At 64.2% G+C, this 24252-nt stretch carries 25 protein-coding genes and 1 tRNA gene; 14 read left to right on the top strand and 12 right to left on the bottom strand.

Annotated elements, in window-relative coordinates:
• The first annotated feature begins 75 nt into the window (after window positions 1-75).
• From QYH69_RS09065 to QYH69_RS09075, 3 genes are all read left to right on the top strand, one after another.
• Window positions 76-151: transfer RNA gene (locus QYH69_RS09065), tRNA-His, on the top strand.
• A 210-nt stretch (window positions 152-361) separates the two neighbouring features.
• Entirely contained in the window at window positions 362-730 is a 369-nt protein-coding gene (locus QYH69_RS09070) for a phage protein NinX family protein (protein WP_075157373.1), read from the top strand.
• Window positions 731-838: 108 nt separating this feature from the next.
• Window positions 839-1108, top strand: coding sequence for a hypothetical protein (locus QYH69_RS09075; RefSeq protein WP_308831550.1), 270 nt, complete (start codon window positions 839-841; stop codon window positions 1106-1108).
• A gap of 249 nt (window positions 1109-1357) precedes the next feature.
• On the opposite strand, the gene QYH69_RS09080 is transcribed toward QYH69_RS09075, so the two are convergent.
• The gene (locus QYH69_RS09080) at window positions 1358-1573 is read right to left on the bottom strand and encodes a DUF3820 family protein (protein ID WP_308831551.1); all 216 of its coding nucleotides are present in this window, start codon (window positions 1571-1573) and stop codon (window positions 1358-1360) included.
• Entirely contained in the window at window positions 1570-3012 is a 1443-nt protein-coding gene (locus tag QYH69_RS09085; RefSeq protein WP_308831552.1) for an MFS transporter, read from the bottom strand. Before QYH69_RS09085 ends, QYH69_RS09080 begins: the two co-directional genes overlap by 4 nt.
• Window positions 3013-3281: 269 nt before the next feature.
• Between QYH69_RS09085 and mnmH the strand changes: the two genes are divergently transcribed.
• The 3 genes from mnmH (at window position 3282) to QYH69_RS09100 (ending at window position 6236) form a co-directional block, all read left to right on the top strand.
• On the top strand, window positions 3282-4385 hold the full coding sequence (mnmH, locus tag QYH69_RS09090) for a tRNA 2-selenouridine(34) synthase MnmH (RefSeq protein ID WP_308831553.1): 1104 nt from the start codon (window positions 3282-3284) through the stop codon (window positions 4383-4385).
• Window positions 4386-4487: 102 nt separating this feature from the next.
• Window positions 4488-5540 (top strand): permease, encoded by a 1053-nt coding sequence (locus QYH69_RS09095; protein ID WP_308831554.1) that lies wholly within the window; start codon window positions 4488-4490, stop codon window positions 5538-5540.
• Between the two features lie 273 nt (window positions 5541-5813).
• The gene (locus tag QYH69_RS09100; protein ID WP_075157368.1) at window positions 5814-6236 is read left to right on the top strand and encodes a hypothetical protein; all 423 of its coding nucleotides are present in this window, start codon (window positions 5814-5816) and stop codon (window positions 6234-6236) included.
• Window positions 6237-6269: 33 nt separating this feature from the next.
• Here the strand turns inward: QYH69_RS09100 and QYH69_RS09105 are convergent, their stop codons facing one another.
• Window positions 6270-7100 (bottom strand): ABC transporter permease, encoded by an 831-nt coding sequence (locus tag QYH69_RS09105; protein WP_308831555.1) that lies wholly within the window; start codon window positions 7098-7100, stop codon window positions 6270-6272.
• A 76-nt stretch (window positions 7101-7176) separates the two neighbouring features.
• Window positions 7177-8091 (bottom strand): nodulation factor ABC transporter ATP-binding protein NodI, encoded by a 915-nt coding sequence (nodI, locus tag QYH69_RS09110; protein WP_308831665.1) that lies wholly within the window; start codon window positions 8089-8091, stop codon window positions 7177-7179.
• 408 nt (window positions 8092-8499) lie between these two features.
• Between nodI and QYH69_RS09115 the strand changes: the two genes are divergently transcribed.
• The gene (locus tag QYH69_RS09115) at window positions 8500-8964 is read left to right on the top strand and encodes a universal stress protein (RefSeq protein WP_075157365.1); all 465 of its coding nucleotides are present in this window, start codon (window positions 8500-8502) and stop codon (window positions 8962-8964) included.
• A 27-nt stretch (window positions 8965-8991) separates the two neighbouring features.
• On the opposite strand, the gene QYH69_RS09120 is transcribed toward QYH69_RS09115, so the two are convergent.
• From QYH69_RS09120 to lexA, 3 genes are all read right to left on the bottom strand, one after another.
• On the bottom strand, window positions 8992-9669 hold the full coding sequence (locus tag QYH69_RS09120) for a DUF2939 domain-containing protein (protein ID WP_308831556.1): 678 nt from the start codon (window positions 9667-9669) through the stop codon (window positions 8992-8994).
• A gap of 237 nt (window positions 9670-9906) precedes the next feature.
• A complete protein-coding gene (locus QYH69_RS09125) occupies window positions 9907-10257 on the bottom strand; it encodes a hypothetical protein (RefSeq protein WP_308831557.1) in 351 nt (116 codons plus the stop codon).
• Window positions 10258-10370: 113 nt separating this feature from the next.
• Window positions 10371-11021 (bottom strand): transcriptional repressor LexA, encoded by a 651-nt coding sequence (gene lexA, locus QYH69_RS09130; protein ID WP_308831558.1) that lies wholly within the window; start codon window positions 11019-11021, stop codon window positions 10371-10373.
• Window positions 11022-11320: 299 nt separating this feature from the next.
• On the opposite strand from lexA, the gene QYH69_RS09135 reads away from it, so the two are divergent.
• The 6 genes from QYH69_RS09135 (at window position 11321) to QYH69_RS09160 (ending at window position 17648) form a co-directional block, all read left to right on the top strand.
• Window positions 11321-12433, top strand: a complete 1113-nt coding sequence (locus QYH69_RS09135; RefSeq protein ID WP_308831559.1) for a sulfate ABC transporter substrate-binding protein — start codon at window positions 11321-11323, stop codon at window positions 12431-12433.
• Window positions 12434-12571: 138 nt separating this feature from the next.
• Window positions 12572-13483: a sulfate ABC transporter permease subunit CysT gene (cysT, locus tag QYH69_RS09140; protein ID WP_308831560.1), complete on the top strand. Its 912-nt coding sequence runs from the start codon at window positions 12572-12574 to the stop codon at window positions 13481-13483.
• Window positions 13480-14439 (top strand): sulfate ABC transporter permease subunit CysW, encoded by a 960-nt coding sequence (gene cysW / locus QYH69_RS09145; protein WP_308831561.1) that lies wholly within the window; start codon window positions 13480-13482, stop codon window positions 14437-14439. Before cysT ends, cysW begins: the two co-directional genes overlap by 4 nt.
• A 12-nt stretch (window positions 14440-14451) precedes the next feature.
• On the top strand, window positions 14452-15552 hold the full coding sequence (locus tag QYH69_RS09150; RefSeq protein WP_308831562.1) for a sulfate ABC transporter ATP-binding protein: 1101 nt from the start codon (window positions 14452-14454) through the stop codon (window positions 15550-15552).
• A gap of 12 nt (window positions 15553-15564) precedes the next feature.
• Window positions 15565-16491: a CysB family HTH-type transcriptional regulator gene (locus QYH69_RS09155; RefSeq protein WP_308831563.1), complete on the top strand. Its 927-nt coding sequence runs from the start codon at window positions 15565-15567 to the stop codon at window positions 16489-16491.
• Between the two features lie 113 nt (window positions 16492-16604).
• Window positions 16605-17648, top strand: coding sequence for an asparaginase (locus tag QYH69_RS09160; RefSeq protein WP_308831564.1), 1044 nt, complete (start codon window positions 16605-16607; stop codon window positions 17646-17648).
• A 304-nt stretch (window positions 17649-17952) separates the two neighbouring features.
• Here the strand turns inward: QYH69_RS09160 and QYH69_RS09165 are convergent, their stop codons facing one another.
• From QYH69_RS09165 to gcl, 3 genes are all read right to left on the bottom strand, one after another.
• Window positions 17953-18861 carry a 2-hydroxy-3-oxopropionate reductase gene (locus QYH69_RS09165; RefSeq protein WP_308831565.1) on the bottom strand — a complete coding sequence of 303 codons (909 nt, stop codon included), beginning with the start codon at window positions 18859-18861 and terminating at the stop codon, window positions 17953-17955.
• Window positions 18862-18914: 53 nt separating this feature from the next.
• Complete coding sequence (gene hyi / locus QYH69_RS09170) at window positions 18915-19718, bottom strand: hydroxypyruvate isomerase (RefSeq protein WP_308831566.1); 804 nt, start codon at window positions 19716-19718, stop codon at window positions 18915-18917.
• A 166-nt stretch (window positions 19719-19884) separates the two neighbouring features.
• Window positions 19885-21669 (bottom strand): glyoxylate carboligase, encoded by a 1785-nt coding sequence (gene gcl, locus QYH69_RS09175; RefSeq protein ID WP_308831567.1) that lies wholly within the window; start codon window positions 21667-21669, stop codon window positions 19885-19887.
• A 144-nt stretch (window positions 21670-21813) separates the two neighbouring features.
• Between gcl and QYH69_RS09180 the strand changes: the two genes are divergently transcribed.
• On the top strand, window positions 21814-22725 hold the full coding sequence (locus tag QYH69_RS09180) for a LysR family transcriptional regulator (protein WP_308831568.1): 912 nt from the start codon (window positions 21814-21816) through the stop codon (window positions 22723-22725).
• A 3-nt stretch (window positions 22726-22728) separates the two neighbouring features.
• Here the strand turns inward: QYH69_RS09180 and QYH69_RS09185 are convergent, their stop codons facing one another.
• Together QYH69_RS09185 and QYH69_RS09190 are read right to left on the bottom strand one after the other, a co-directional pair.
• Window positions 22729-23133 (bottom strand): cupredoxin domain-containing protein, encoded by a 405-nt coding sequence (locus tag QYH69_RS09185; protein ID WP_374992377.1) that lies wholly within the window; start codon window positions 23131-23133, stop codon window positions 22729-22731.
• A gap of 90 nt (window positions 23134-23223) precedes the next feature.
• Window positions 23224-24120: a metallophosphoesterase gene (locus QYH69_RS09190; protein WP_308831569.1), complete on the bottom strand. Its 897-nt coding sequence runs from the start codon at window positions 24118-24120 to the stop codon at window positions 23224-23226.
• Window positions 24121-24252: the final 132 nt, after the last annotated feature.

A 24252-nucleotide genomic window follows, 5' to 3' on the forward strand; every position in this document is an offset into this window, starting at 1 on the left:
ACGCAGAACGTGTTTGTATAATCTCGCTTCTTCGTCGGTGAGCCAGTTCTGGCAAGCCAGATAGCAGTTCCAGTGGTGGCTGTAGCTCAGTTGGTAGAGTCCAGGATTGTGATTCCTGTCGTCGTGGGTTCGAGTCCCATCAGCCACCCCATCTCGTTTCTTTCATCGCTGCTTTCGATTTTTCCGTTGCTTCCCGAGTCTTTCAGTTGCAGGTCGTTGCGCCTCGCCCACTTGAATCGCGCGCATGCCGCTTGCGCGGCGAACCCCGCATCGACGCGCCGCTGAACCTGATCCGACACCCGTCCCGAACAAAAGCTACTATTCGTGTCTACCACCAACATAAGGGACTACGGGAGAACCCATGAACGTTGCCGATCTGGAAGGTCCGCTGCTCGATTACTGGGTCGCGCGTGCCGCGCAGTTGCCGAAGCCGCGCGTCGATGACGGCTTTTGCTGGATCGAAGAGCCCGCGTGCGACGGCGATCCCGCTGGCGCGCTTGAAGCCGCGTTCGCGCCGTCCACGGACTGGACGCACGGCGGTCCGTTCATCGAACGCGCGCTGATCTGCATCGGCTACTCCGATGCGCATGCATGGGGCGCCGGACCGACTGGCGAAGCTCCGCAGTTCCGCGCCTATGGCGCGACGCCGCTCGTCGCCGCGATGCGCTTTTACGTCGCTAACCGGTTCGGCAGCGAAGTGCCCGACGAAGATCAGCCGGCAGCCGATTAACAACGGGCGTTTCATCCGGTCTGGACCGGCACGGCCACTCGGCGCGAGCTCATCGCAAGCCCGCAGCACATGCTAGGATTCCTGAAGAATTACCGCCGGGAGCCGAACATGTGGGATCGCATCGAGCATAACGGTTACGAAATCTGGGTCATGCCAGTACTGGCCTACGGGCCACCGGCGCCCGATACGCTCTGGCACTACGCCGCGTATTTTTGCCGGCATGGCGCGGACGCACATCTGGCAGGCCAGAGCACACGCTTTCAGGAAATGGTCACGACGTTTCGCAGCGAAGACGAAGCGCGCGATGCGGGGTACGCCGAAGGTAGACGGCTCGTCGATATGATGCCGCGCCGCGGTCCGCCTCATTTGGCCCGGTGACGAAAAAAAACCCCGCCGAAAGTCGGGAGCGGGGCTGCGCATGAAGAAGGTTCCTTGGAGATCAGGCGCAGCATTACAGTATCCGCTTAAAAGGTTGATTTCAACCGCAGAAAAATGACAAACTGTTACGAAACGGCGTGTTTCGGATCGTTTCGTGTCGCGATTTTGGCAGATTTTGCCTATTAAGGCGGTTTCGGCGCGATTTCGCCGGCTTGGACATCCACATCGGCGCGTCGCCCATTGCGCGCTTTATGTCTTACGACGCAGCGGTTCAAGTATCGGCTTGAGCCCGTTGTGATCGATCTCGTGCATCAGCGCAAGCAGCCGGCCGATTTCGCCGGGTGGAAAACCTTGTCGCGCAAACCAGTTCAGATAATGGCCGGGCAGGTCGGCGATCACGCGATCCTTGTATTTGCCGAAAGGCATGACCCGCGTGACGAGCAGTTCGAGGTCTTCGGGCTTCATCGCGCGGCCCCTGCGCGTGACGCGCGATGCCCGCTCACGTGCGAACCGGCGCGCGCATCGAGTCCGAATACGTCGAAAATCGACGCGAATCCGACCGCGGAGACGAGCAGGAAGGCCACGCTGAAATCGGCATTCGTGACCGATTGCGCGCCGTGTCCGTGAAGCCACGCGGCGATGCGCAGCGCGATGGCGCCGAGCGCGACGCCCATGCCGATGGTCAGTTGCTGGACCGTGCTCGATAGCGTCGATGCGCCGCTCATCTGCGCTGTCGGCACATCGGCGAAACTCAGTGTGTTGATCGCGCCGAACTGCAACGAGCGCACGAGGCCACTTGCGAACAGCACCGCGACGATGATCCAGTACGGTGTCCGCGCAGTAAGCAGACTCATCGCGGCAAGCGACAATGCGGCTAGCACGCCGTTGACGAGCAGCACCGAGCGAAAGCCGTAGCGCCGCATCACCTGCGTCGTGACGAGCTTCATCGACAGGTTGCCGGCGAACACCGCGAGCGTGAGCATCCCCGAGCGGAACGCGTTCATGCCGAAGCCGATCTGGAACATCAGCGGCAGCAGGAACGGCACCGCGCTGATCGACACGCGGAACAGCGACCCGCCCGCCATCGAGACCGCGAACGTCTTCACGCGCAGCGCGCTCAGATCGATGACCGGGTGCGCGGTGCGCCGCACATGAAAAAGCGCGGCCGTGCCCGCCGCGACTCCGGCGGCCAGAAACGCGAGCGCTTGCGGCCAGCGCGTATCGACGCGGCCGAGCAACTCCATCGCGTACATGATCGCCGTGCCCGAGATGCCGCACAGCACGAAGCCGAGCACATCGAACGGCCGCCGCTCCGTGCTGCCGGCCGCATGGATAAAGCGCCACGCGAGCACGATGCCGATCAGTCCAAGCGGCAGATTCAGATAGAAGATCCAGCGCCACGACGAGTAGGTCGTGATGAATCCGCCGAGCGGCGGCCCGATGACGGGTGCGATGAGCCCCGGCCACGTGATGAACGCGATTGCGCGCATCAGATCGTCTTTTGGCGTTGCGCGCAGCACCGCGAGCCGTCCGACCGGCACCATCATCGCGCCGCCGATGCCCTGCACGACGCGCGCCGCGGTAAAGCCGACGAGGCCGTTGGTCATGCCGCACGCGACCGAAGCAGCGGTGAAGACGGCAAGCGCCGCGGTGAACACGTTGCGCACGCCGAAGCGGTCCGCGACCCACCCGCTGATCGGAATGAATACCGCGAGCGTCAGCAGATACGATGTGATGCCGATCGAGAGCTCGACCGGATGCACGCCGAACGACTGCGCCATCTGCGGCAACGCGGTGGCGATGATCGTGCCGTCGAGATTCTCCATGAAGTACGCGGCCGCGACGAGCATCACAATCAGTGTGGAGTCTTCCGGGCGGGCAGCGGCGGTCGGCGAATCTGACATTGGGATAACGCTCCGTGCAGCGGGTGGCAGAGTGCGATGTATGCTTGAAAGGCTTTCGGAGCGACATTCTACTGATCGCTACAGTTTTCGTCGCTTCCGCATGCAGCCGCATCGCCTCGCAAACGTCGACGGCGCGGCGCAGCGCACGTGCACACCGCACCGCTCTTCGCCGATGGGCATCGCGTGAGATAATCACGGATTCGCAGAACCCGGGCGCACGCCCGCCGCCGAGTGCGCGCCGGAAATGCCCTTTATTTCGCGTGTCCAAATTGAAAAGTCTGCTTGCGCCGCTCGACGACCTCGCGCGCTTCGATGAAATCATCGACGTGCGCACGCCGCTCGAATTTGCCGAAGATCATATCCCGGGGGCATTCAATGCGCCGGTGTTGTCGAACGAAGAGCGCGTGATCGTCGGCACGATGTACAAGCAGGTGTCGCCCTACGAAGCGACGCGCCACGGCGCCGCGCTCGTATTACGCAATATCGCCCACCATCTGGACACGACCTTCGCGGACCGGCCGCGCAACTGGCGTCCGCTGATCTACTGCTGGCGCGGCGGCAAGCGTTCCGGATCGATGACAACGCTGTTCAACATGATCGGCTGGCAGGCGCGGCAGCTCGACGGTGGCTACAAGACGTATCGCCGCTCGGTGGTCGACAGGCTAGCGATCTTGCCGCGGGAGTTCGACTACATCGCGCTCGTCGGTCATACGGGCACCGGCAAGACGCGGCTGTTGCACGCATTGCGCGACGCGGGTGCGCAGGTGCTCGAACTCGAAGGGCTCGCGTGCCATCGCGGGTCGCTGCTCGGCGCGTGGCCGGACCGGCCTCAACCGTCGCAGAAGGCCTTCGACAGCGCGCTGATCGGCGCGCTCGCGCAATTCGATCCGGCGCGTCCGGTGTTCGTCGAGTCCGAAAGCCGGCGCATCGGTGCGATCACCTTGCCCGATGCGCTGCTCGAGCGCTTTCATCGCGGTGCCTGTGTCGAGATTCACGCGGCGCTCGACGAACGCGTGGCGTTCCTGCTCGAAGACTATGGCCATCTGTTCGATGACCGCGCGGGCTTCAAGCATCAACTCGCGCATCTGATTGGCCTGCATAGCCGCGAACAGGTCACGCGCTGGCAGCAGATGATCGATGACGATGCACGCAGCGAGTTGTTCCGCGAACTGCTCGAGCGTCACTACGATCCCGCGTATCAGCGCAGCAGCCGGCAGCATTTCACCGAACTCGCGCATGCGCAGCGGTTCACGTTCAGGCCGACTGCCGGCGACGCGCTCGATCAGGCGCACGCGCTGCTCGCGCAGTTATCGTTATCGGTATCGGGATCGGTCAGGGCCGATGAACCGGCGATCGTGCACGCGTCTACTTGATCGATTGCGCAGCGTACCTGGCGGACACGAGCACGCTACATAAGCAAGCACTACGACTCGAACAGCAGCAACCGGCAACATACGCATCAGAGGACAATCCAGATGAATACCACGCGACAGACCGCCCCGGCATCGGGGTGGCTGATCTTCCTGCTGCTCGCGGTCGCGGGACTCTTTTACGTGAAGTGGTTCCCGTACTATCACCGCGCATTCACGGCGGCGTCGACCCATTCGATCGGCTCGTCGATCCTCATGGGCAATGCGTCGAGCCCGCCGGCGCCATCGCTCTCCGCGGCGCTCGCCTATGCGTGGGCATACGGCAAGGCGATCTGGCAGGCGATGGTGCTCGGCCTGCTGCTCGGCTCCGCGGTACAGGCGTTGCTGCCTGCGCACTGGGTCGCGAAGGTGCTCGGCAAGACCGGATTCGGCAGCGTCGCGGCCGGCGGCTTGCTTGCGATTCCCGGCATGATGTGTACCTGCTGCGCGGCGCCGGTCGTCGTGGGCTTGCGTGCGCGCCACGCATCCCCGGGCGGCGCGATCGCATTCTGGCTCGGCAACTCGGTGCTCAATCCGGCCACGCTCGTTTTCATGGGCTTCGTACTCGGCTGGCAATGGGCCGGTTTGCGGCTTGCACTCGGCGTGCTGATGGTGTTCGGTCTGGGTTACATCGTGAACCGGATCGTCACGCCGGGCGAGGCCAGCGCAGCCGACGCGCGCCTCGCCGAACTGGTTGCGCGTCAGCAGGAAGGCAGTGCGTTTGCGCGCTGGTCGGCAATCCTCGCGCGTATGACCGTGCGCCTCGTGCCCGAGTATCTGGTGCTGGTCTTGCTGCTCGGCGCGGCGCGCGCGTGGCTGTTTCCGCAGATCGGGCCTGCGATCGGCAACGAGATCGGCTGGATTGTCGCGTTCGCGGTCGCCGGTATGCTGTTTGTGATTCCGACGGCGGGCGAAGTACCGATCATTCAGGCGATGCTGACGCTCGGCATCGGCGTCGGTCCCGCGGGCGCGCTGCTGATGACGCTGCCGCCGATCAGCGTGCCGTCGCTCGCGATGCTCGCGCGTTCGTTTCGCCCGCGCGTGCTTGCTATCGTCGCGGTCGCGGTAGTCGCATTCGGTATCGTGGCGGGGCTGCTGGCGGCCGGCATCGGCCTGTAAATGACGCGCTGCAACAGCGGATGCGCGGGCGGCTGACGTAACATCGCCTATGGCATCGCGCGATCTGGCATCTCAAATGGTTTCAACCCGTTTCAGGCCGTTTCAACGGTTTCAAGGTTTCAAAAGCGGTTTCAACCGGTTTCAAGCGGCCTCTACGGTTGAATCTCGACCTAAACTGGGTGGAGCCGGGTGCTTAGGGGTGGCAGCTTGCCGGTCGGCAATCCGGCAGGCGATTATTCATAGTCAAAAGACGATCGAACTCAGGACAGACGCATGGCGCAACAGAAGACCAATCCGAAGCTCGAGCAGGCGCTCACGCGCGGGGACCTCGCGATCCGCCAGGCCAATTCGGCGCGTGCAACGGCTTTGCTGCGGGCGCTCGGCAAGATGATCGTCGACGCATCGGCGACGATCGGCGTCGAGGCATCGACATCGATTCCCGACGGCGACCGCATCTACGACCCGGACGAGGGCGTGTGGCCGCAGGCATTGCTGGTCTCGCTCGACGGTCCCGTCGAAGAGGCCGATCCGGACGAGGTGCGCACCGTGCGCCTTCTCGCCAACGATCCGGGTACCGTGTTTCGTGTCGAATGGCATCGTGCGGACGGCAAGATCGGCCGCCAGGAAGGCGGGCCGTTTGCCACCGTCGCATTCATTTCCGACGTCGATATCCCGTGGTCGGACGACGAAGATTAAGCCGGCTCGACGACTGAAAAGACGAGCAGCGGCTTACCGCATCATCCGGCGGCGCAACAGCACGGCCGAGATCAGAAACGGCACGATCACATAGAGCGCGAGCACGGCAACGTGCAGCGCCGCATCGTCGATCGGCCGTGCGAGCATCGCTGGCCGGATCAGGTCCACCGCATGCGCGAGCGGAAGCACTTGCGTCGCGTATTGCGCGGCGGGCGGCAGCTGCGATACGGGAAAGAACACGCCGGAGAGCAGCAGCATCGGCGTAAGCGCGAGCGTCTGATAGAACATGAAGAAGTCGTACGACGGCGCGAGCGCGGTGACGATCATCGCGAGGCTCGCGAACGCCAGGCCCGCGAGCACGATGACGGGCAAGGCGACGAGCGTTGCCGGGAATTTCGCGTAGCCGAGCAGACCCGCGACGATCAGGATTGCCGTGCCGGACAGCACCGATTTGCTCGCGGCCCAGACGATCTCCCCGAGTACGATGTCGCCGAGCGTCAGCGGCGTATGCATGATCGCTTCCCATGTGCGCTGCACGTGCATTCGCGAAAAGCCCGAATACATCGACTCGAAGCTCGCCGACATCATCACGCTCGAGGCGACCGTGCCTGCCGCGAGGAACGCGATATACGACACGCCGTCGACGCGCCCGACCATAAGCCCGAGCCCGAAACCGAGGCCGAACAGATAGATCATCGGATCGGCCAGATTGCCGAACATCGACGCGAGCGCGAGCTTGCGCCACACGAGATAGTTGCGGCGCCACACCGCGACCCAGTTCAGCGCATTGGCGGGCAGTGCCGCGAAGCGTTCGCGCGCGGGCTCGAGCGGGTGGTCGGGGGTATCGTATGAGCGGGCGTCCATGGTCGATGAGTCCTGCTGCTTGTGTGCTGCTGTTTTGAGTTCCGCCGTTTGAGTCCTGCCGTTCGATCGTGCCACGTCAGTCCTGCATCTCGCGGCCGGTGAGGCGCAGAAATACGTCTTCGAGATTTGCGGGCCGATGCAGATAGCGCACGTCGTCGCGCTGTTTCAGTTGCGCGTGCACGGGCTGCGGATCGTCGACATAACAGAAAAGCGTCTCGCCGCTGATGTCGATGCGCGTGGCGAACGGCGCGAGCGCATCGCGCAGCGCGAGCGGATCGGGACCGTAGACTTCGATCACATCGCAGCCAATCTCCGATGCGATCAGCGCCTTCGGTTCGCCCTCGGCGATCTTGCGGCCTTCTTCGATCACACAAAGCCGGTCGCACAGGCGCTCGGCTTCTTCCATAAAGTGCGTCGTCAGAAGAATCGTCTTGCCGCGCGACAGCAGCGAGCGAAGCCGTTCCCAGATCAGATGGCGCGCCTGCGGATCGAGACCAGTGGTCGGCTCGTCCATGACGAGCACATCGGGATCGTTGACGAGCGCGCGCGCGAGCGTGAGCCGACGTTTCATACCGCCCGATAGTTCGGCCACACGCGAATCGGCCTTGTGTTCGAGCCGCGCGAATTCGAGCAGCGAGGGCACGCGCTCGCGTATTGCCCTGGCGCTAAGGCCGAAGTAGCGGCCGAACACGAGCAGATTCTCGCGAACGCTAAAGTCCGGATCGAGATTGTCGAATTGCGGAACCACGCCAATGCGCGCGCGGGCGATGCGCGCACGCGCGGGAACCGGTTCGCCGCACAGACGGATCGCGCCGGCGTCGGGCGCGGCAATGCCGAGCAGCATGCGTAGCGTCGTGGTCTTGCCGGCGCCGTTCGGACCTAGCAGACCGAAACATTCGCCGACCCGCACATCGAACGACAGGCCGTCGACGACCTTTCTGCCGCCGTAACGTTTTTCGACTCGATGGAATTCGATCGCGGCGTTGGGCATAAGCGGAGCGTTCGGTGACGATAGTTGATGGGACAAAGATCGCAATGACTCGCCATCCCTACAGGCAATGGCGAGGCTGCGAGACGGCGCAACAGAACAGCGGACGACGAACGACACACGACGAACGACAGACAGCGGCGAGGCGACACGAACAGCAAGCGCGACGGGATGTCGAATAAAAACGAGGCAGTCGTTCACGAGCTGGCCGCTTCGAAGCGTCGCCTATTCTAGGCCACGTGTTCGGGCGCCGGGCGGCCACCGCAAGGCTGCGACGGGCTTTCGTGCGGCGCGGCATGCGGCTTCGAACGTGCTGGCGCGCACTTAGCGTTTTCCAGCCCTTGCAAGCGCAATTGCGGCGCACCATGATTGACTCGACGTCCGCGATCGGCGCGGAAGGGAGAAACGACAATGGCCAGCTACCAGAAAATTCTGCTGTGCTACGACGGCTCGCGCGAAGGCCGCAAGGCACTGCGCTGCGGTGCGGATCTGGCATTGGATCTGAAAGCGGAGACTCATTTGCTGTCGGTGGTCGACATGCGCTCGAGCATCGCGCAAAGCGCGGGCCTGCTGACCGACGTGGCGTGCGGCAGCTTCGAAAAGACCGCGCGCGACATCCTGCAGGAAGGCGTCGACTGGTTGACCGAGCGTGGCGTCAGGGCGCAAGGGCACTTTGCGTTCGGTCATCCGATCGATGAAATCGCGGCGCTCGCGGAAGAGCTGAAGGTCGATCTTGTCGTCGTCGGCCATCGCTGCCGGCATGGACTCTCGCGATGGTGGATGGGCGCGGGCAACACGCCGCTACTCGATCGCGTGTCGTGCAGCATTCTCGTTGCGTGTTCGTCGCCTGGCGAGGAGCAGTCGGCCGCAGCATGAGGCTCGCGCCGGCAGAGCCGGCGCTGCCTACTCGCCGAGATCGACTGCCGTAAGCTTCCACGTGAAGAGCCTCTCGCGATGGAAAATCGCGGCATAGCGCGTGTTGCCGACACCGTGCCGATACGTGACGACGAACTCGTTGATGCCGCGATAGCCGGCCGTGGTTTGCGGAGGTTGAGGCGGCTTCGAGCCGTTCGCGGCCGATGCTGTCGGTGCGGATGATGCGGCTGGAGCAGAGGGCGCAGCAGCGGGGTTGCCACTGTTTGACGGCGAATCGGACGACGAAGCGGACGACGAAGCCGACGCGTCCGGCGACGCAGGCGGGCGCTCGCCCGGTTCACCACGTGGCGGCATCCCGTTGAGCAGCGCGGCGACGCCGTCCGGCGTCGCATACGCGTCGACGAGCGGCCCGATCAACGCGACACCGATCATTGCGCCCAGCGCGGCGAGCGGATTGCCGTGACTTTCCGCGTCGATTCTGCGTCTTAGCAAGCCCCCGAGCTGTTCCTTGAGACTCTCGCGAAACGCCGGGAAATCGACGTATTCGTTGACTGTTGCTGCATCGCGCGTGTCGGCTGCGCGTTTCAGGCGGTCAAGTGCGATATACGGCGATGCATACGCGAAGGCCAGTGCGATCAGGACAACGATGACGACGACCGTGACCAGCACGGACCGCCTGACGCTGCCGGTCATCTTGTGATTCATGCGGCAACTGATGCGGTCATTTATCGCGCGTTTCGCGCAGCCTGTGCGAACCATCATCGTGCGGGACGTTCCTTTCATGGGGTGAACGGGGTGGTTTACCGTGGACCCCGTTCTGGCTGAAACGATCCCGCAATCTCATGTAGTTCATCGCGCCTCGGCCGTTCGCGACATGCGCGTTGGCGACATGCGTTGGCGACATGCGTTGGCGACATGCGCGTTGGCGATGAACGAGCGCGCTCACGCTGCTTGCGCGTGCTCCTCGGCGATGCAGCGGTCGATCATGTTGCACACGGCATCGACGGTGCCGACCATGATAAGCCGCGACGGCCCGTGATAAACACGCACCGGCGCGCGGCGTGCGGGCTCGGCGTTGAGCGCGGCGTTCAGCGAGACGCGTGCAAACGCCGGTAGCGACGATGGCAACGACGCGTCGGCTTCGACCACCGACTGCTCGTGCTCTTCGAAATCGAACAGCGAGCCGGTACGTGGCACATGCATCGCATCGAGCACGGCGCATGGCACGAGGTTGCGCAGGTGGCGCAGACGGCCGAACTGACGGAAGGGCAGCAAGCGGGCAAGGCGTTCCATGAATCTCTCCAGACGGTATCCGAAACTGAGCGAAACTGAGCGAAAAACTGAGCCGAAACTGAGCCGAAACTGAACGGAAATCCGCTGACACTCGACGCCAGATCAGCGGAAAATCACAATTCACCTGGCCGGATCAGGCCGACCGCGATGCCTTCGAGCGCGAAATCCGCACTGCCGGCCTCGACGAAGATGTTTTCGTAATCGGGGTTTTCGGCGATCAGTTCGATGCCGTTCGGCCGCCGCTTCAAGCGCTTGACCGTGACGTCGTCGCCAAGGCGCGCAATGATGATCTGGCCGTCTTTTGCTTCGCTGCGCTTTTGCACCGCAAGCAGATCGCCGTCGAGAATGCCGGCGTCGCGCATCGACAGGCCGCGCACCTTCAACAGGTAATCGGGTTTGCTGGAGAACAGCGCCGGATCGCACGCATAGTGCTGCGCGATGTGCTCCTGCGCGAGGATCGGGCTGCCGGCTGCGACACGGCCGACGAGCGGAAGCGACAACTGCATGAGCGCCGCATGCGGCAGCGTGAACTGATGAGGGGCGTCTTCCTGCCCAGCCAGCAGCCGGATGCCGCGCGACGCGCCGGCAGCGAGTTCGATCACGCCTTTGCGAGCCAGCGCGCGCAGATGCTCTTCTGCCGAGTTGGCCGAGCTGAAGCCCAATTCGGCCGCGATCTCGGCGCGCGTGGGCGGAAAGCCCGTGCGCTCGATCGCGCGGCGGATCAGATCGAAAACCTGCTGCTGTCGTGCGGTGAGTTTGGTCATGGCGCCACTGTATGGATGAACAGGTGACTGTATTTTTATACAGTATGCGGCGCTTTTCAAGCTTTACTTTAAGTTCGTGTGCCGATGCGCCCTCCGGCAAGCCCAGCCCTTTCAACGTCGAAAACCGCGTTCGAACGCGGTATTCGACCCATCGTTACCACTTTTGCGTATTAAAAAATGAAGAAACATTATTTTTAATGATGAAGCGCCGCAGATAGACTGGCTGCACATCGATATGAGGCCCGGCGGAGTAAGCAAATCGCGGGCGTGGGAAACAGCAGCGAGCGGAGAAAACATCAATGAACGGTCGGACTACGGGGTTTGCACATAGCGCGTCTGAGCGCACGACATCGGCGACGCCAAACAAGGCGGCACGGCGCGGGGCGACGTGGCGCTCGACACAGCGCGCGAAGCAATTCTTCGCTTCGCTGGCCATCGGTGCGGCCGCGGTGCTCGGTCTGGCCGCACAGGCGCATGCTGATACGACGCTGCTCAATGTGTCGTACGACCCGACGCGCGAACTGTACCAGGACATCAATGCGGCATTCGGCAAGCAATGGAAGGCGCAGACCGGCGAGTCGGTCACCTTCAAGCAGTCGCACGGCGGCTCGGGTGCACAGGCGCGCTCGGTGCTTGACGGGTTGCAGGCCGACGTCGTGACGCTCGCGCTCGCCTACGACATCGACGCGCTCGCGAACAAGGGCCTCGTCGACAAGGACTGGCAGAAGCGCTTGCCCGATAACGCCTCGCCGTACACGTCGACGATCGTATTTCTCGTGCGCAAGGGCAACCCGAAACACATCAAGGACTGGGACGATCTGGTGAAGCCGGGCGTCGCGATCGTGACGCCGAACCCGAAGACATCGGGCGGCGCACGCTGGAACTATCTGGCTGCATGGGCCTATGCGCTGCATCAGCCCGGCGGCAACGAGCAGACAGCGAAGGCGTTCGTGTCGAAGCTCTACAAGAACGCGGGCGTGCTCGATTCCGGCGCGCGCGGCGCGACGACGAGCTTCGTGCAGCGCGGTATCGGCGACGTGCTGATCGCATGGGAAAACGAGGCGTTTCTGTCGATCAAGGAGTTCGGACCGGACAAGTTCGAGATCGTGGTGCCGTCGGTCAGCATTCTCGCGGAGCCGCCCGTCGCGGTGGTCGACAAGGTCGTGGACCGCCATGGCACGCGCAAGCTCGCCGAAGCGTATCTGAAGTTCCTGTACAGCGAAGAAGGCCAGGAGATCGCCGCAAAGAACTTCTACCGTCCGCGTTCGAACAAGGTGCCCGCGGCGCTGACCGAAAAGTTTCCGAAGCTTAAGCTTTACACGGTCGACGATACGTTCGGCGGCTGGACGAACGCGCAGAAGACGCACTTTGCCGACGGCGGCGTGTTCGATTCGATTTACTCGCCGCAGTAGCACTCGCGCTGCGGCGGATGCAGTCAGGCAAGCGCGCCTTCGGGCGCGCTTTTGAGCGTGTAACCGAAATGCCTGTTGCGCAGTGCGCGCACTGTGCACAACAGCGACCGGGGCAAGACTTTTGAAAGAGTACCCAGCATGACGACGTTGACCTTCCGCAAGCCCAGTGCGTTGCCGGGCTTCGGCCTGACGCTCGGCATCACGGTGGCTTACCTGAGCCTCGTGGTGCTGATCCCGCTTGCGTCCACGTTCCTCAAAACGGCAACGCTCGACTGGAGCCAGTTCGTGCGCGCGGTCGGTTCGCCGCGTGTGCTCGCGTCATACAGGCTCACGTTTTCCGCGGCGCTCGGCGGCGCATTGATCAACGCCGTGTTCGGTTTTCTCGTCGCGTGGGTGCTCACGCGCTATACGTTCCCGTTCAAGCGTGTCGTCGATGCGATCGTCGATCTGCCGTTCGCGCTGCCGACCTCGGTGGCCGGCATCTCGCTTGCGGCCGTCTATGCGGGCAACGGCTGGATCGGCCGGTTTCTGGAACCGCTCGGCCTCAAGATCGCGTTCACGCCGCTCGGCGTGCTCGTCGCGCTGACGTTTATCGGCTTGCCGTTCGTCGTGCGCACGGTGCAGCCGGTGCTCGAGGAGTTCGAACGCGAGCAGGAGGAAGCGGCCGCGTGCCTCGGCGCATCGCGCTGGCTGACTTTCCGGCGCGTGATCCTGCCGGCCGTGTTTCCGGCGCTGCTGACCGGCTTCGCGCTCGCTTTCGCGCGCGCGCTCGGCGAATACGGCTCGGTGATTTTTATCGCGGGCAATGTGCCGATGAAGTCGGAGATCACGTCGCTGCTGATCATCACGAAGCTCGAGCAGTACGACTATCCGGGCGCGACGGCGATCGCTGTGGTGATGCTGGTGGTGTCGTTCATCATGTTGCTGCTGATCAATACGCTGCAGTGGTATTTGCAGCGCCGCACGAGCCGCAGCGCGTCGGCACCGGTGCCGGCCGCGGCGCCGGGACGTCTGCCGGCAGCCGCGACGCACGATGGAGGTGCGCGATGAGCGACGACTCCGTCGTGCTGTCGAACACGCGGCGTACGGCTTCGAAGGCCGTGCGCGTCGACAGTCCGGTTACCGAGCCGCGCGCGGTCCGCTGGATTCTGACCACCGTCGCGTTGCTGTTTCTCGTGCTGTTTCTCGTCGTGCCGCTGGCCGCGGTGTTCTATCAGGCGTTGAGCAAAGGCCTCGCGTTCTATTTCGAGTCGCTCGCCGACCCCGACGCATGGTCCGCGATCAAGCTCACGCTGCTGACCGCGGCGCTCGCGGTGCCGCTCAATCTCGTGTTCGGGCTCGTGGCCTCGTGGTGTATCGCGAAGTTCGAGTTCCGCGGCAAGGCGCTGCTGACGACGCTGATCGATCTGCCGTTTTCGGTATCGCCCGTCATTTCGGGCCTGATCTATGTGCTGCTGTTCGGCGCGCAGGGCTGGTTCGGTCCGTGGCTGCAAGCGCATGATGTGCAGATCGTGTTCGCGGTGCCGGGCATCGTGCTCGCAACCGTGTTCGTCACGTTCCCGTTCGTCGCGCGCGAGCTGATTCCGCTGATGCAGGCGCAAGGCACCGACGAAGAAGAAGCCGCGCACGTGCTCGGCGCGTCGGGCTGGCAGATTTTCCGCCGCGTGACGCTGCCGAACGTGAAGTGGGGTCTGCTGTACGGCGTGATTCTGTGCAACGCGCGGGCGATGGGCGAGTTCGGTGCGGTGTCGGTCGTGTCGGGCCATATTCGCGGGCAGACCGACACGATGCCGCTGCACGTCGAAATTCTCTACAACGAATATAACTTCTCGGCGGCGTTCGCCGTGGCGTCGCTGCTCGCGTTGCTCGCGCTCGTGACGCTCGGCCTCAAGCTGCTTGCCGAGCGGCATATGTCGGCGGAGGCTGCGTCGTCGCGTGCCGGCGCGCAGGCCGCTGCCGGGTCCGGCATGGCGGCCGGCGCGGCCGCCGGCCGCCGGATTCAATAAGGAGCGCAACAGATGGGCATCACCGTTCGTAATTTGCATAAGCGCTTCGGCGATTTCACGGCGCTCGACAACGTGTCGCTCGACTTTCCGCCCGGCGAACTGGTCGCGCTGCTCGGGCCGTCCGGTTGCGGCAAGACCACGCTGTTGCGCGTGATCGCCGGTCTCGAGTTCGCGGACGACGGGCAGGTCGTGCTGCAAGGGCAGGACGTCGCCGAAGTTCGCGCGCGCGAGCGCGAGGTCGGCTTCGTGTTCCAGCATTACGCGCTGTTCCGTCATATGACCGTGTTCGAGAACGTCGCATTTGGTCTGCGCGTGAAGCCGCGCAACGAGCGGCCGTCCGAAGCGGCGATTCGCGAGAAGGTGCATGAACTGCTCAAGCTCGTGCAGCTCGACTGGCTTGCGCCGCGCTATCCGTCGGAGCTGTCGGGCGGGCAGCGGCAGCGTATCGCGCTGGCGCGCGCGCTCGCGGTCGAACCGAAGGTGCTGCTGCTCGACGAGCCGTTCGGCGCGCTCGACGCGAAAGTGCGCAAGGAGCTGCGCGGCTGGCTGCGCCGCCTGCACGACGATCTGCATATTTCGACGATCTTTGTCACGCATGATCAGGAAGAAGCGCTCGAAGTGGCGGACCGCATCGTCGTGATGAATCACGGGCATGTCGAGCAGGTCGGCAGCCCGCAGGATGTGTACGACCATCCGCAGACGTCGTTCGTCTACGAGTTTCTCGGCGCGGCGAACCGTCTGCACGGCAGTGTCGACCGGCGTGGCTTCGTCGTCGACGGGGCGGCACAGCCGATCGCCGTCGATGCGGGCTTCGAGGGGCCGGCGCTCGCGTATGTGCGACCGCACGATCTCGTGCTGTATCGCGAGGCGGCGGGTGGGGAACGTGAGGGCATTGCGCTCGGCGTGCGGCGCGTGGTGACGCTTGGCGGGTCGGTGCGTGTCGAACTCGAACGGCGTAAGCGCGGCGCGGTGGAATCGGCGGCGGATGCACGCGGAGCATCGGTGCTCGAAGCGGAGCTTGATCGCGAAGCGTGGCGCGAATTGCAGCTTGCCGTCGGCGATACGGTGACGGCGGTGCCGCGTTCGCTGCGTGTGTTCCCGGCGCGGGATTGAACAGGAGACCCCATGAACTTCCAGCAGTTGCGCTTCGTGCGCGAGGCCGTGCGCCAGAATATGAACCTGACCGAAGTCGCGAACGTGCTCTACACGTCGCAGTCGGGCGTGTCGAAACAGATCAAGGACCTCGAGGACGAACTCGGCGTCGATGTGTTTATCCGCCGCGGCAAGCGTCTCACCGGCCTCACGGAGCCGGGCAAGGCCGTGCATCAGCTGATCGAGCGGATGCTGCTCGATGCGGAAAACCTGCGTCGCGTCGCACGGCAGTACGCGGACCAGGACAACGGCCACCTCGTCGTCGCGACCACGCACACGCAGGCGCGCTACGCGCTGCCGAAAGTGATCCGCCAGTTCACCGACGTGTTTCCGAAAGTGCATCTGGCGCTGCGCCAGGGCAACCCGCAGCAGATCGCGCAGATGATCATCAACGGCGAAGCAGATCTAGGCATCTCGACCGAAGCGCTCGACCGGTACCCCGATATCGTGACGTTCCCGTGCTATTCGTGGCATCACGTCGTCGTCGTGCCGAAAGAGCATCCGCTCGTCGGCCGCGCGAACCTGACCCTCGAAGAGATCGCCGAATACCCGATCGTCACCTACGACCAGGACTTCACGGGCCGCTCGCATATCGACCAGGCATTCACGAAGGTCGGCGCGATGCCCGACGTCGTGCTGACCGCCATCGACGCGGACGTAATCAAGACTTATGTCGAACTCGGCATGGGCGTCGGCATCGTCGCGGCAATGGCGTTCGATCCGAAGCGCGACAGCGAACTCGTCGCGCTCGACACGCAGCATCTGTTCGAGGCGAGCACGACGCGCGTCGGCTTGCGCAAGGGCGCGTTTCTGCGCGCTTACGCGTACCGGCTCATCGAAATGTTCGCGCCGCAATTGAGCGAAGCGGAAATCGCGGCGCAATTGCGCGAGACGGCCTAGGCTTGGCTGGGTTCGCTGCGCGGCAGGCGGTTTCAGCGTTCGCCTGACGCGAGCCGCGCAGGGCAATGCGTTTCGCTGTGGACCGAAGCGGCGCATCGCTTACAATCGCCCGCATGAATACCTCTTCTTCGTCGCCTTCCGCCGCGTCTTATAGCGCATTGCCGCGCATCGCCGTGCTCGCGACCGGCGGCACGATCGCCGGCTCCGCACAGGATGCGACCAGCACCGCCGGCTATCAGGCCGGCGTCGTCGGTGTCGGGCAACTGCTTGCGGCCGTGCCCGCGCTTCCGGCACTCGCGAACATCGAGGCCGAACAGGTCGCGAGCATCGACAGCAAGGACATGTCGCTCGCTTTGTGGACCACGCTCGCGCAACGCGTCAACGCGCTGCTCGCCACCGACGACATCGACGGCATCGTCATCACGCACGGCACCGACACGCTCGAGGAAACCGCCTATCTGCTGCATCTGACGGTGAAGAGCACGAAGCCCGTCGTGCTGACCGCGGCAATGCGGCCGTCGAGTGCACTGTCGGCCGACGGCCCGCTCAATCTGCTCAATGCGGTCAGCGTCGCGGCGAACCGCGCGGCCCACGGCCAGGGCGTGCTCGTCGCGTTCAATAACCGCATTCACAGCGCACGCGATGTGGTGAAGACGAGCACGTTCGCCGTCGACGCATTCCAGTCGCCGGAAGTCGGCGCGCTCGGTTGGGTGCAGGATGGTCGCGTCGAATTTCAGCGCCGCGTCGTGCGGCCTCATACGACGGCCAGCGCGTTCGCGATCGAAGCGACGGCGAACGATAGCTGGCCTGCCGTCGAAATCGTCGCGAGTTACGCGGGCGCAAGCCGCGTGACGGTCGATGCCCTCGTGAAGGCCGCTGTGCGCGGCATCGTCGTCGCGGGCACGGGTAACGGGTCGATTCACGCGTCGCTGCAGCAAGCACTTGCAGACGCGGCCGCGCAGGGCATCGCAGTCGTACGCGCATCGCGCGTCGGTTCGGGGCATGTGATGCACAACGGTGCGGCATCGGACGATACGCTCGGCTTTGTCAGCGCGAATGCGCTGAATCCGTATAAGGCGCGTGTTCTGCTGCTGCTGGCGCTGGCGGCCGGCAACACGACGCAAGCGGCGTTGCAGCGCGTATTCGATCTTTACTGACTGGGTACGCGACCTCGCACGCGCGGTGCGTGCGCTAGAAGCGCGTCGCGTTGCGCGCGCGCTCGATTGAAATCCGACAGGCGGACACCCGACGACGACGTCTGACCGACCAAGGCTTCCCCGTCGCCGACGGGCGCCGCTGCGGACCCCACTAGCCGCCCTCAGCCCAGAGCGGCCTGATTTGTCCAGCCCGTTGCGTGATGCGCTTCGGACCGGACGCCCCACGAGAGGGCTGTCGCTGCACGTTGCGGCAGATGCGACAGCCCGAGTCCTGCTTGACTGCTTTATCAGGTGCAAGAACGCGTCAGGCTGCCTTCGCGTCGCTCGCAGGCGCCTGCGCGACTTCGAAGTTGCCCATGATCTCGAGCGCGCGCACCATCGCCGAGTGATCCCATGCCTTGCCGCCGTTCGCCGCGCAGACGCTGAACAGTTGCTGCGCGCTCGCCGTATGCGGCAGCGCGATGCCGAGCTTGCGCGCGCCGTCGAGCGCAAGGTTCAGGTCCTTCTGATGCAGTTCGATGCGAAAGCCCGGGTTGAACGTGCGCTTCGTCATGCGCTCGCCGTGCACTTCCAGAATGCGCGACGCCGCGAAGCCGCCCATCAGCGCGCGGCGCACGCGTTCCGGGTCCGCGCCCGAGCGCGCCGCGAACAGCAGCGCTTCCGCAACCGCCTCGATATTGAGCGCAACGATGATCTGGTTCGCGACCTTGCAGGTCTGGCCTGCGCCGTTGTCGCCGATCAGCGTGACGTTCTTGCCCATCAGATCGAACAGCGGCCTCGCCTGATCGAAGGCCTTCTGCGGACCGCCGACCATGATCGTCAGCGTGGCCTCGCGCGCGCCGATCTCGCCGCCGGACACGGGCGCATCGAGATAGTCGCAGCCCAGTTCGTTGATCTTCTTCGCGAACGCCTGCGTTTCGAGCGGCGAGATCGAGCTCATGTCGATCACGAGCTTGCCCTTGGCGAGGCCCGCCGCGACGCCGTCAGCGGCGAACAGCACGTTCGCGACGTCGGGCGTATCGGGCACCATGATCACGATCACGTCCGATGCCTGCGCAACGGCCGTCGAATCCTTGACGACGGTCGCGGTCTTGGTCAGATCGTCCGGCACCGGATACGCGCCGTTCACGAACAGCGTGTGGCCGCCCTTCAGAAGGTTGCGCGCCATATGCGCGCCCATGATGCCAAGGCCGATAAAACCGATCTTTGCCATTTACGTACTCTCCGTGATAGCTGGAAATTGAGGTCCTGAGGTCTTCGCTGTGCTTATGCCGTCGCTTTCGCGCCGTGCGCCGACTTCGCCTGGCGGAACCAGCCGAGTCCTTCGGCGGTCGTCGTGCGCGGCTTGTATTCGCAGCCGATATAGCCTGCGTAGCCGAGCGAGTCGAGCAGATCGAACAGGAACGGATAGTTGATTTCGCCGGTGCCCGGTTCGTTGCGCCCCGGATTGTCGGCGAGCTGGATGTGGGCAATCGACGCGAAATTCTTTTTGATCGTCGCGGCGAGTTCGCCTTCCATGCGCTGCATGTGATAGATGTCGTATTGCAGGAACAGGTTGTCGGAGCCGGCCGCGCGGATCAAGTCGAGTCCTTCGGCGGAGCGGTTCAGCGCGAAGCCCGGAATGTCGTATGAGTTGCACGGCTCGACGAGCAGCCGGATGCCTTCCTTCTTCAGTTCGGCGGCGGCGAAACGCAGGTTATCGACGATCGTCGCGCGCGCCTTGTCCGCATCGACGCCGGCCGTCGGAATACCGACGAGGCAGTTCAATTGCGGTACCTTCAGCGCCTTCGCGTATTCGATCGCGCGCCCGACGCCTTCCTGAAACTCGCCGACGCGATCGGGCAGGCATGCGATGCCGCGTTCGCCGGCTTCCCAGTTGCCGGCCGGCAGGTTGTGCAGCACGAGCTTCAGGCCGTTCTGCTGCAAGCGTTCGGCGAGTTCGGCCGTCTTGTACGGATACGGAAACAGGAATTCGACGGCATCGAAACCCGCGTTCGCCGCGGCGGCAAAGCGCTCGAGGAACGGGACTTCGTTGAACAGCATTGTCAGGTTTGCGGCGAATTTCGGCATTGTTGCTCTCTGGTCGGTCAGGTGGACAACGTCCCGCGGGCGGTTGTCGCTAACCGCCGCACGGGCATGGCAAAAACAGAAACGGACTGGTAGATGTGCCGCGACGGCAACGCGCGGCACAGGCGAGGGCGGCGCGCCGTCGCGGCGCAATCTGCCGCTCGTTTCGTCAATCGAGCGCGCTCAGTGCGGTGATCGACGTCGGCGCATCCTCGTGCGACGCGGCCAGTTCTTCGAACTCGTTGACTGCGTCGATTTCGGCGCCCATCGAGATGTTCGTCACACGCTCGAGAATCACTTCGACGACAACCGGTACGTTGAACTCGGACAGCATCGCCTGCGCTTTCTTGAGCGCCGGCTGGATGTCTTCGGGCTTGAACACGCGCAGCGCCTTGCAGCCGAGACCTTCGGCAACCTTCACGTGATCGACGCCGTAGCCTTCCACTTCGGGCGCGTTGATATTGTCGAACGACAGTTGCACGCAGTAATCCATCTCGAACGCGCGCTGCGCCTGGCGGATCAGGCCCAGATACGAGTTGTTGACCACCACGTGCACATACGGCAGCTTGAACTGCGCACCGGCCGCCAGTTCTTCGATCATGAACTGGAAGTCGTAATCGCCGGACAGCGCGACGATCGGGCGCTGCGGATCGGCCGCGCGCACGCCGAGCGCGGCGGGAATCGTCCAGCCGAGCGGGCCCGCCTGGCCGCAGTTGATCCAGTTGCGTGCCTTGAACACGTGCAGGAACTGCGCGGCGGCGATCTGCGACAGGCCGATCGTGCTCACGTAGCAGGTGTCGCGGCCGAACGCCTTGTTCATCTCTTCGTAGACGCGCTGCGGCTTGACCGGCACGTTGTCGAAGTGCGTCTTGCGCAGCATCGTGCGCTTGCGCTCCTGGCACTCCTCGACCCACGCGCCGCGGTTCTTCAGCTTGCCCGCGGCCTTCCATTCCTTCGCGACCTCGACGAACAGTTCGAGCGCGGCCTTCGCGTCGGACACGATGCCGAGATCGGGGCCGAACACGCGGCCGATCTGCGTCGGCTCGATATCGATGTGCACGAATTTACGGCCCTTCGTATACACCTCGACACTGCCCGTATGGCGGTTGGCCCAGCGGTTGCCGATGCCAAGCACGAAGTCGGAGGCGAGCATCGTCGCGTTGCCGTAGCGGTGCGATGTCTGCAGGCCGACCATGCCGGCCATCAGCGGATGGTCGTCGGGAATCGCGCCCCACGACATCAGCGTCGGAATCACGGGCACGCCGATCGTTTCGGCGAACTGCACGAGCAAATCTTCGGCAGCCGCGTTGATGACGCCGCCGCCCGACACGATCAGCGGCTTTTCCGCGTCGTTGAGCATCTTCAGCGCGGCTTCGATCTGCGCGCGCGTCGCCTTCGGCTTGTAGACCGGCAGCGGTTCGTAGGTGTCGATGTCGAACTCGATCTCGGCCACTTGCACGTCGACCGGCAGGTCGATCAGCACGGGACCCGGACGGCCCGAGCGCATCAGGTGGAAGGCTTGCTGGAACACGCGCGGCACGAGCGCCGGCTCGCGCACCGTGACGGCCCATTTGGTGACGGGCTTCGCGATCGATTCGATATCGACGGCCTGGAAATCTTCCTTGTAAAGGCGGGCGCGCGGCGCCTGGCCCGTGATCGCGAGAATCGGAATCGAGTCGGCCGATGCCGAGTAGAGGCCCGTGATCATGTCGGTGCCCGCGGGGCCCGACGTGCCGATACAGACGCCGATGTTGCCCGGCGCGGCGCGCGTGTAGCCTTCGGCCATGTGCGATGCGCCCTCGACGTGGCGTGCGAGCACGTGGCTGATGTTGCCCGCCTTGCGCATCGCGGAGTAGAACGGATTGATTGCGGCGCCGGGTACGCCGAACGCAGTGTCGATTCCTTCTTTTTCAAGCACGAGTACGGCTGCGTCGACGGCTCTCATCCTGGCCATGAGTGTCTCCTCGGGAGGTCCTGCAAAGTGGGAAATGGGGCGTTCCCTGCACTTTAGGCCTGCACCAAAGGTTTGATAAGATCGGTTTGGGTCGTTTATTCCGATACAAAAAGTATCGAATCGGATTGGGCACGGAGACAGCAGATGGACCGCTTCAAACAGATCGAAACCTTCGTGCGGGTGGCCGACTCCGGCAGCCTCGCGGCCGCGGCGCTCGAGGAGGGCGTCTCGCCGGTCATTCTGGGCCGCCGTATCGACGCGCTCGAAAAGCGGCTCGGCGTCAAGCTGATGTACCGGTCCACGCGGCGGCTCGTCGTCAGCGAGGAGGGCGCGGTGTTTCTCGAACGCTGCCGCGGGCTGCTGGCCGAATGGGATCAGGCGGAAAACGAACTGTCGGCCGGGCACCGCGCGGTCAGCGGCCACCTGATCGTGTCGGCGCCGGCCGCGTTCGGCCGCAAGCACGTCGCGCCGCTCGCGCCGGCGTTTCTTGCCGACAAGCCGGAGTTACAGGTGTCGTTCAATCTGACCGACCGCGTCGTCGATCTCGTGCGCGAAGGCTACGACCTGTCGATTCGCATCGGCGGCGCCGTCGATCCGAACTTCGTCGCGGTCAAGCTCGCGTCGAACCGGCGCGTCGTGTGCGGCACGCCCGAATACTTCGACAAACATGGCCGGCCCAGGACGCTCGAAGACCTGCCCGAGCACAATTGCCTCGCTTTCAACCTGCAAGGCGGCCAGAACCGCGGCTGGTATTTCCGGCGCAACGGCAAGCTCGCTACCGTGCGCGTCGGCGGCTCGCTCGACTGCAACGACGGCGAGCTGCTCCATCGTTGGGTATCCGAAGGCCTCGGACTCGGCTGGCGCTCGACGTGGGAAGTGCAACAGCAGCTCGCGCGCGGCGAGCTCGAAACCGTGCTCGACGAATACGCACTGCCCGAGTACGACATTCTTGCCGTGTATCCGCAGCAGCGGTTCGTGCCGGCCAAGGTGCGCTATTTCATCGACTATCTGAAAGACGTTTACGCGCGGCCCGGCTACTGGACGGGCGAGGCGTAGCGTTCATCCGACGACCAGCGTGCCGTTCATCGTTTCGTGTCCCGATCCGCAAAAGATGTCGCACAAGAATTCGACGGTACCGGCGTCGCCGGCCTGCGCGGCGACCCGTACGGGCGGTCCCGGCAGTACGTCGGCGCGCACGCCGTATTGCGGTATGGAGAACCCCATGGGTACGTCTTCGGCGGTCAGTTCGAAGACGACTGCTTCGTGCGGGGCGAGCCTGATCTGATTCGGGGTGAACACGAAGCGCTTCGCGCGCACCTCGATTACGCGCGGCGCGGCGGCACGCGCTGGAATGCGCGACATCGCGGCGAGCGCAGCGGCCGCGCCGGCCAGCATCAGCCATCTGCGCCGTGCGGGCGCGGCGGCGAGCATGGTGGCGGCGGGCTTCGTGGCGGCGGGTTTCATGTCCGAATGGCCGGCACGTTTGCCCGATGCCGTAGCGGCGGCGTGGCGGGCGGTGGATTCGATTGGCTTTTGCATCGCGCTTCCCCACGATCACGAAAGATTGCGAATCGGCTTCTCGTCGAGCGCGAATGCGTCCGGCGCCCTGTCCACCTCGACCTGGCGCCAGCCGAGACCGCGATAGGGCGCGGCCGCGTCCCACGGCACCGGCAGCCGCTTCTCCTGCGAGCCCGGCGCCGGCAGCGGGAACATCAGCGAGCGCGCCGCGTGGTGCGCGATATTGCCGGTCATCGTGTGGTGTTCCTGATGGATGTGTCCGTAGAACACTGTCACGTTCTGCCGGCGCGTCAGCACCTCGATCACCTGCGCGCCGTCGCGCGTCGCCCAGTCCCATTGCGGCGCGAGATCGAACAGCGGCCGATGCGTGAAGACGACGATGCGCGCATCTCCGGGCTGCCTGTCGAGATCGGCGGCAAGCCACGCGATCTGCTCGGCGCCGACGCGGCCCGCCGGGTCCGATACGTTGTCGAGCGTAATGAAGTGCACACCCTTGTGATCGAACGTGTAGTGGGTGTCGCCGAAGCGCTCCTTGAACGCGGCGCCTGCGTCGAGGCTCGCGTCGTGCTCGCCGGGCATCAGGTAGAGCGGTTTCACGTCGAGATTGAGCACGATCGCCTCGAACTGCTTCATCCGCTCGCGGCGCAACATCGGATCGTCGGTCGTGTGCGTGAGATCGCCGGTGAAGATCACGAAATCCGGCTTGACCGGCAGCGCGTTGACGGCGGCAACCGCCTTCGGCAGCGTGCCCTTCGCGTCCGGATTGACAGCGGGGCCTTCGAAGCCCCAGTGCGCATCGGATAGCTGGACGAAATAAAAGTCCTGGTCGCGCCCGTACGTGAAGCCGGGCAATGCCGACGCGAAGGCCGCGCCGCCGACCGCGGCCAGCTTCAGGAAATCGCGCCGTTTCAGATGACGAAGGGTGCTTTGCATGACTGCCTCCTCGGTTGTGACCCGGCTGTGACCCGGTTGCCGTTGAATTTCGCGGTTCGTCTGTGGAACCTGGCGGGCACGCCGTTTATTCCCGTCTGAAATTTTTCGCTGAACGACGCATCCGGCGGGAAT

Origin of the sequence: Paraburkholderia sp. SARCC-3016 (genome assembly GCF_031119615.1) — a bacterium.
Lineage (GTDB): Bacteria > Pseudomonadota > Gammaproteobacteria > Burkholderiales > Burkholderiaceae > Paraburkholderia.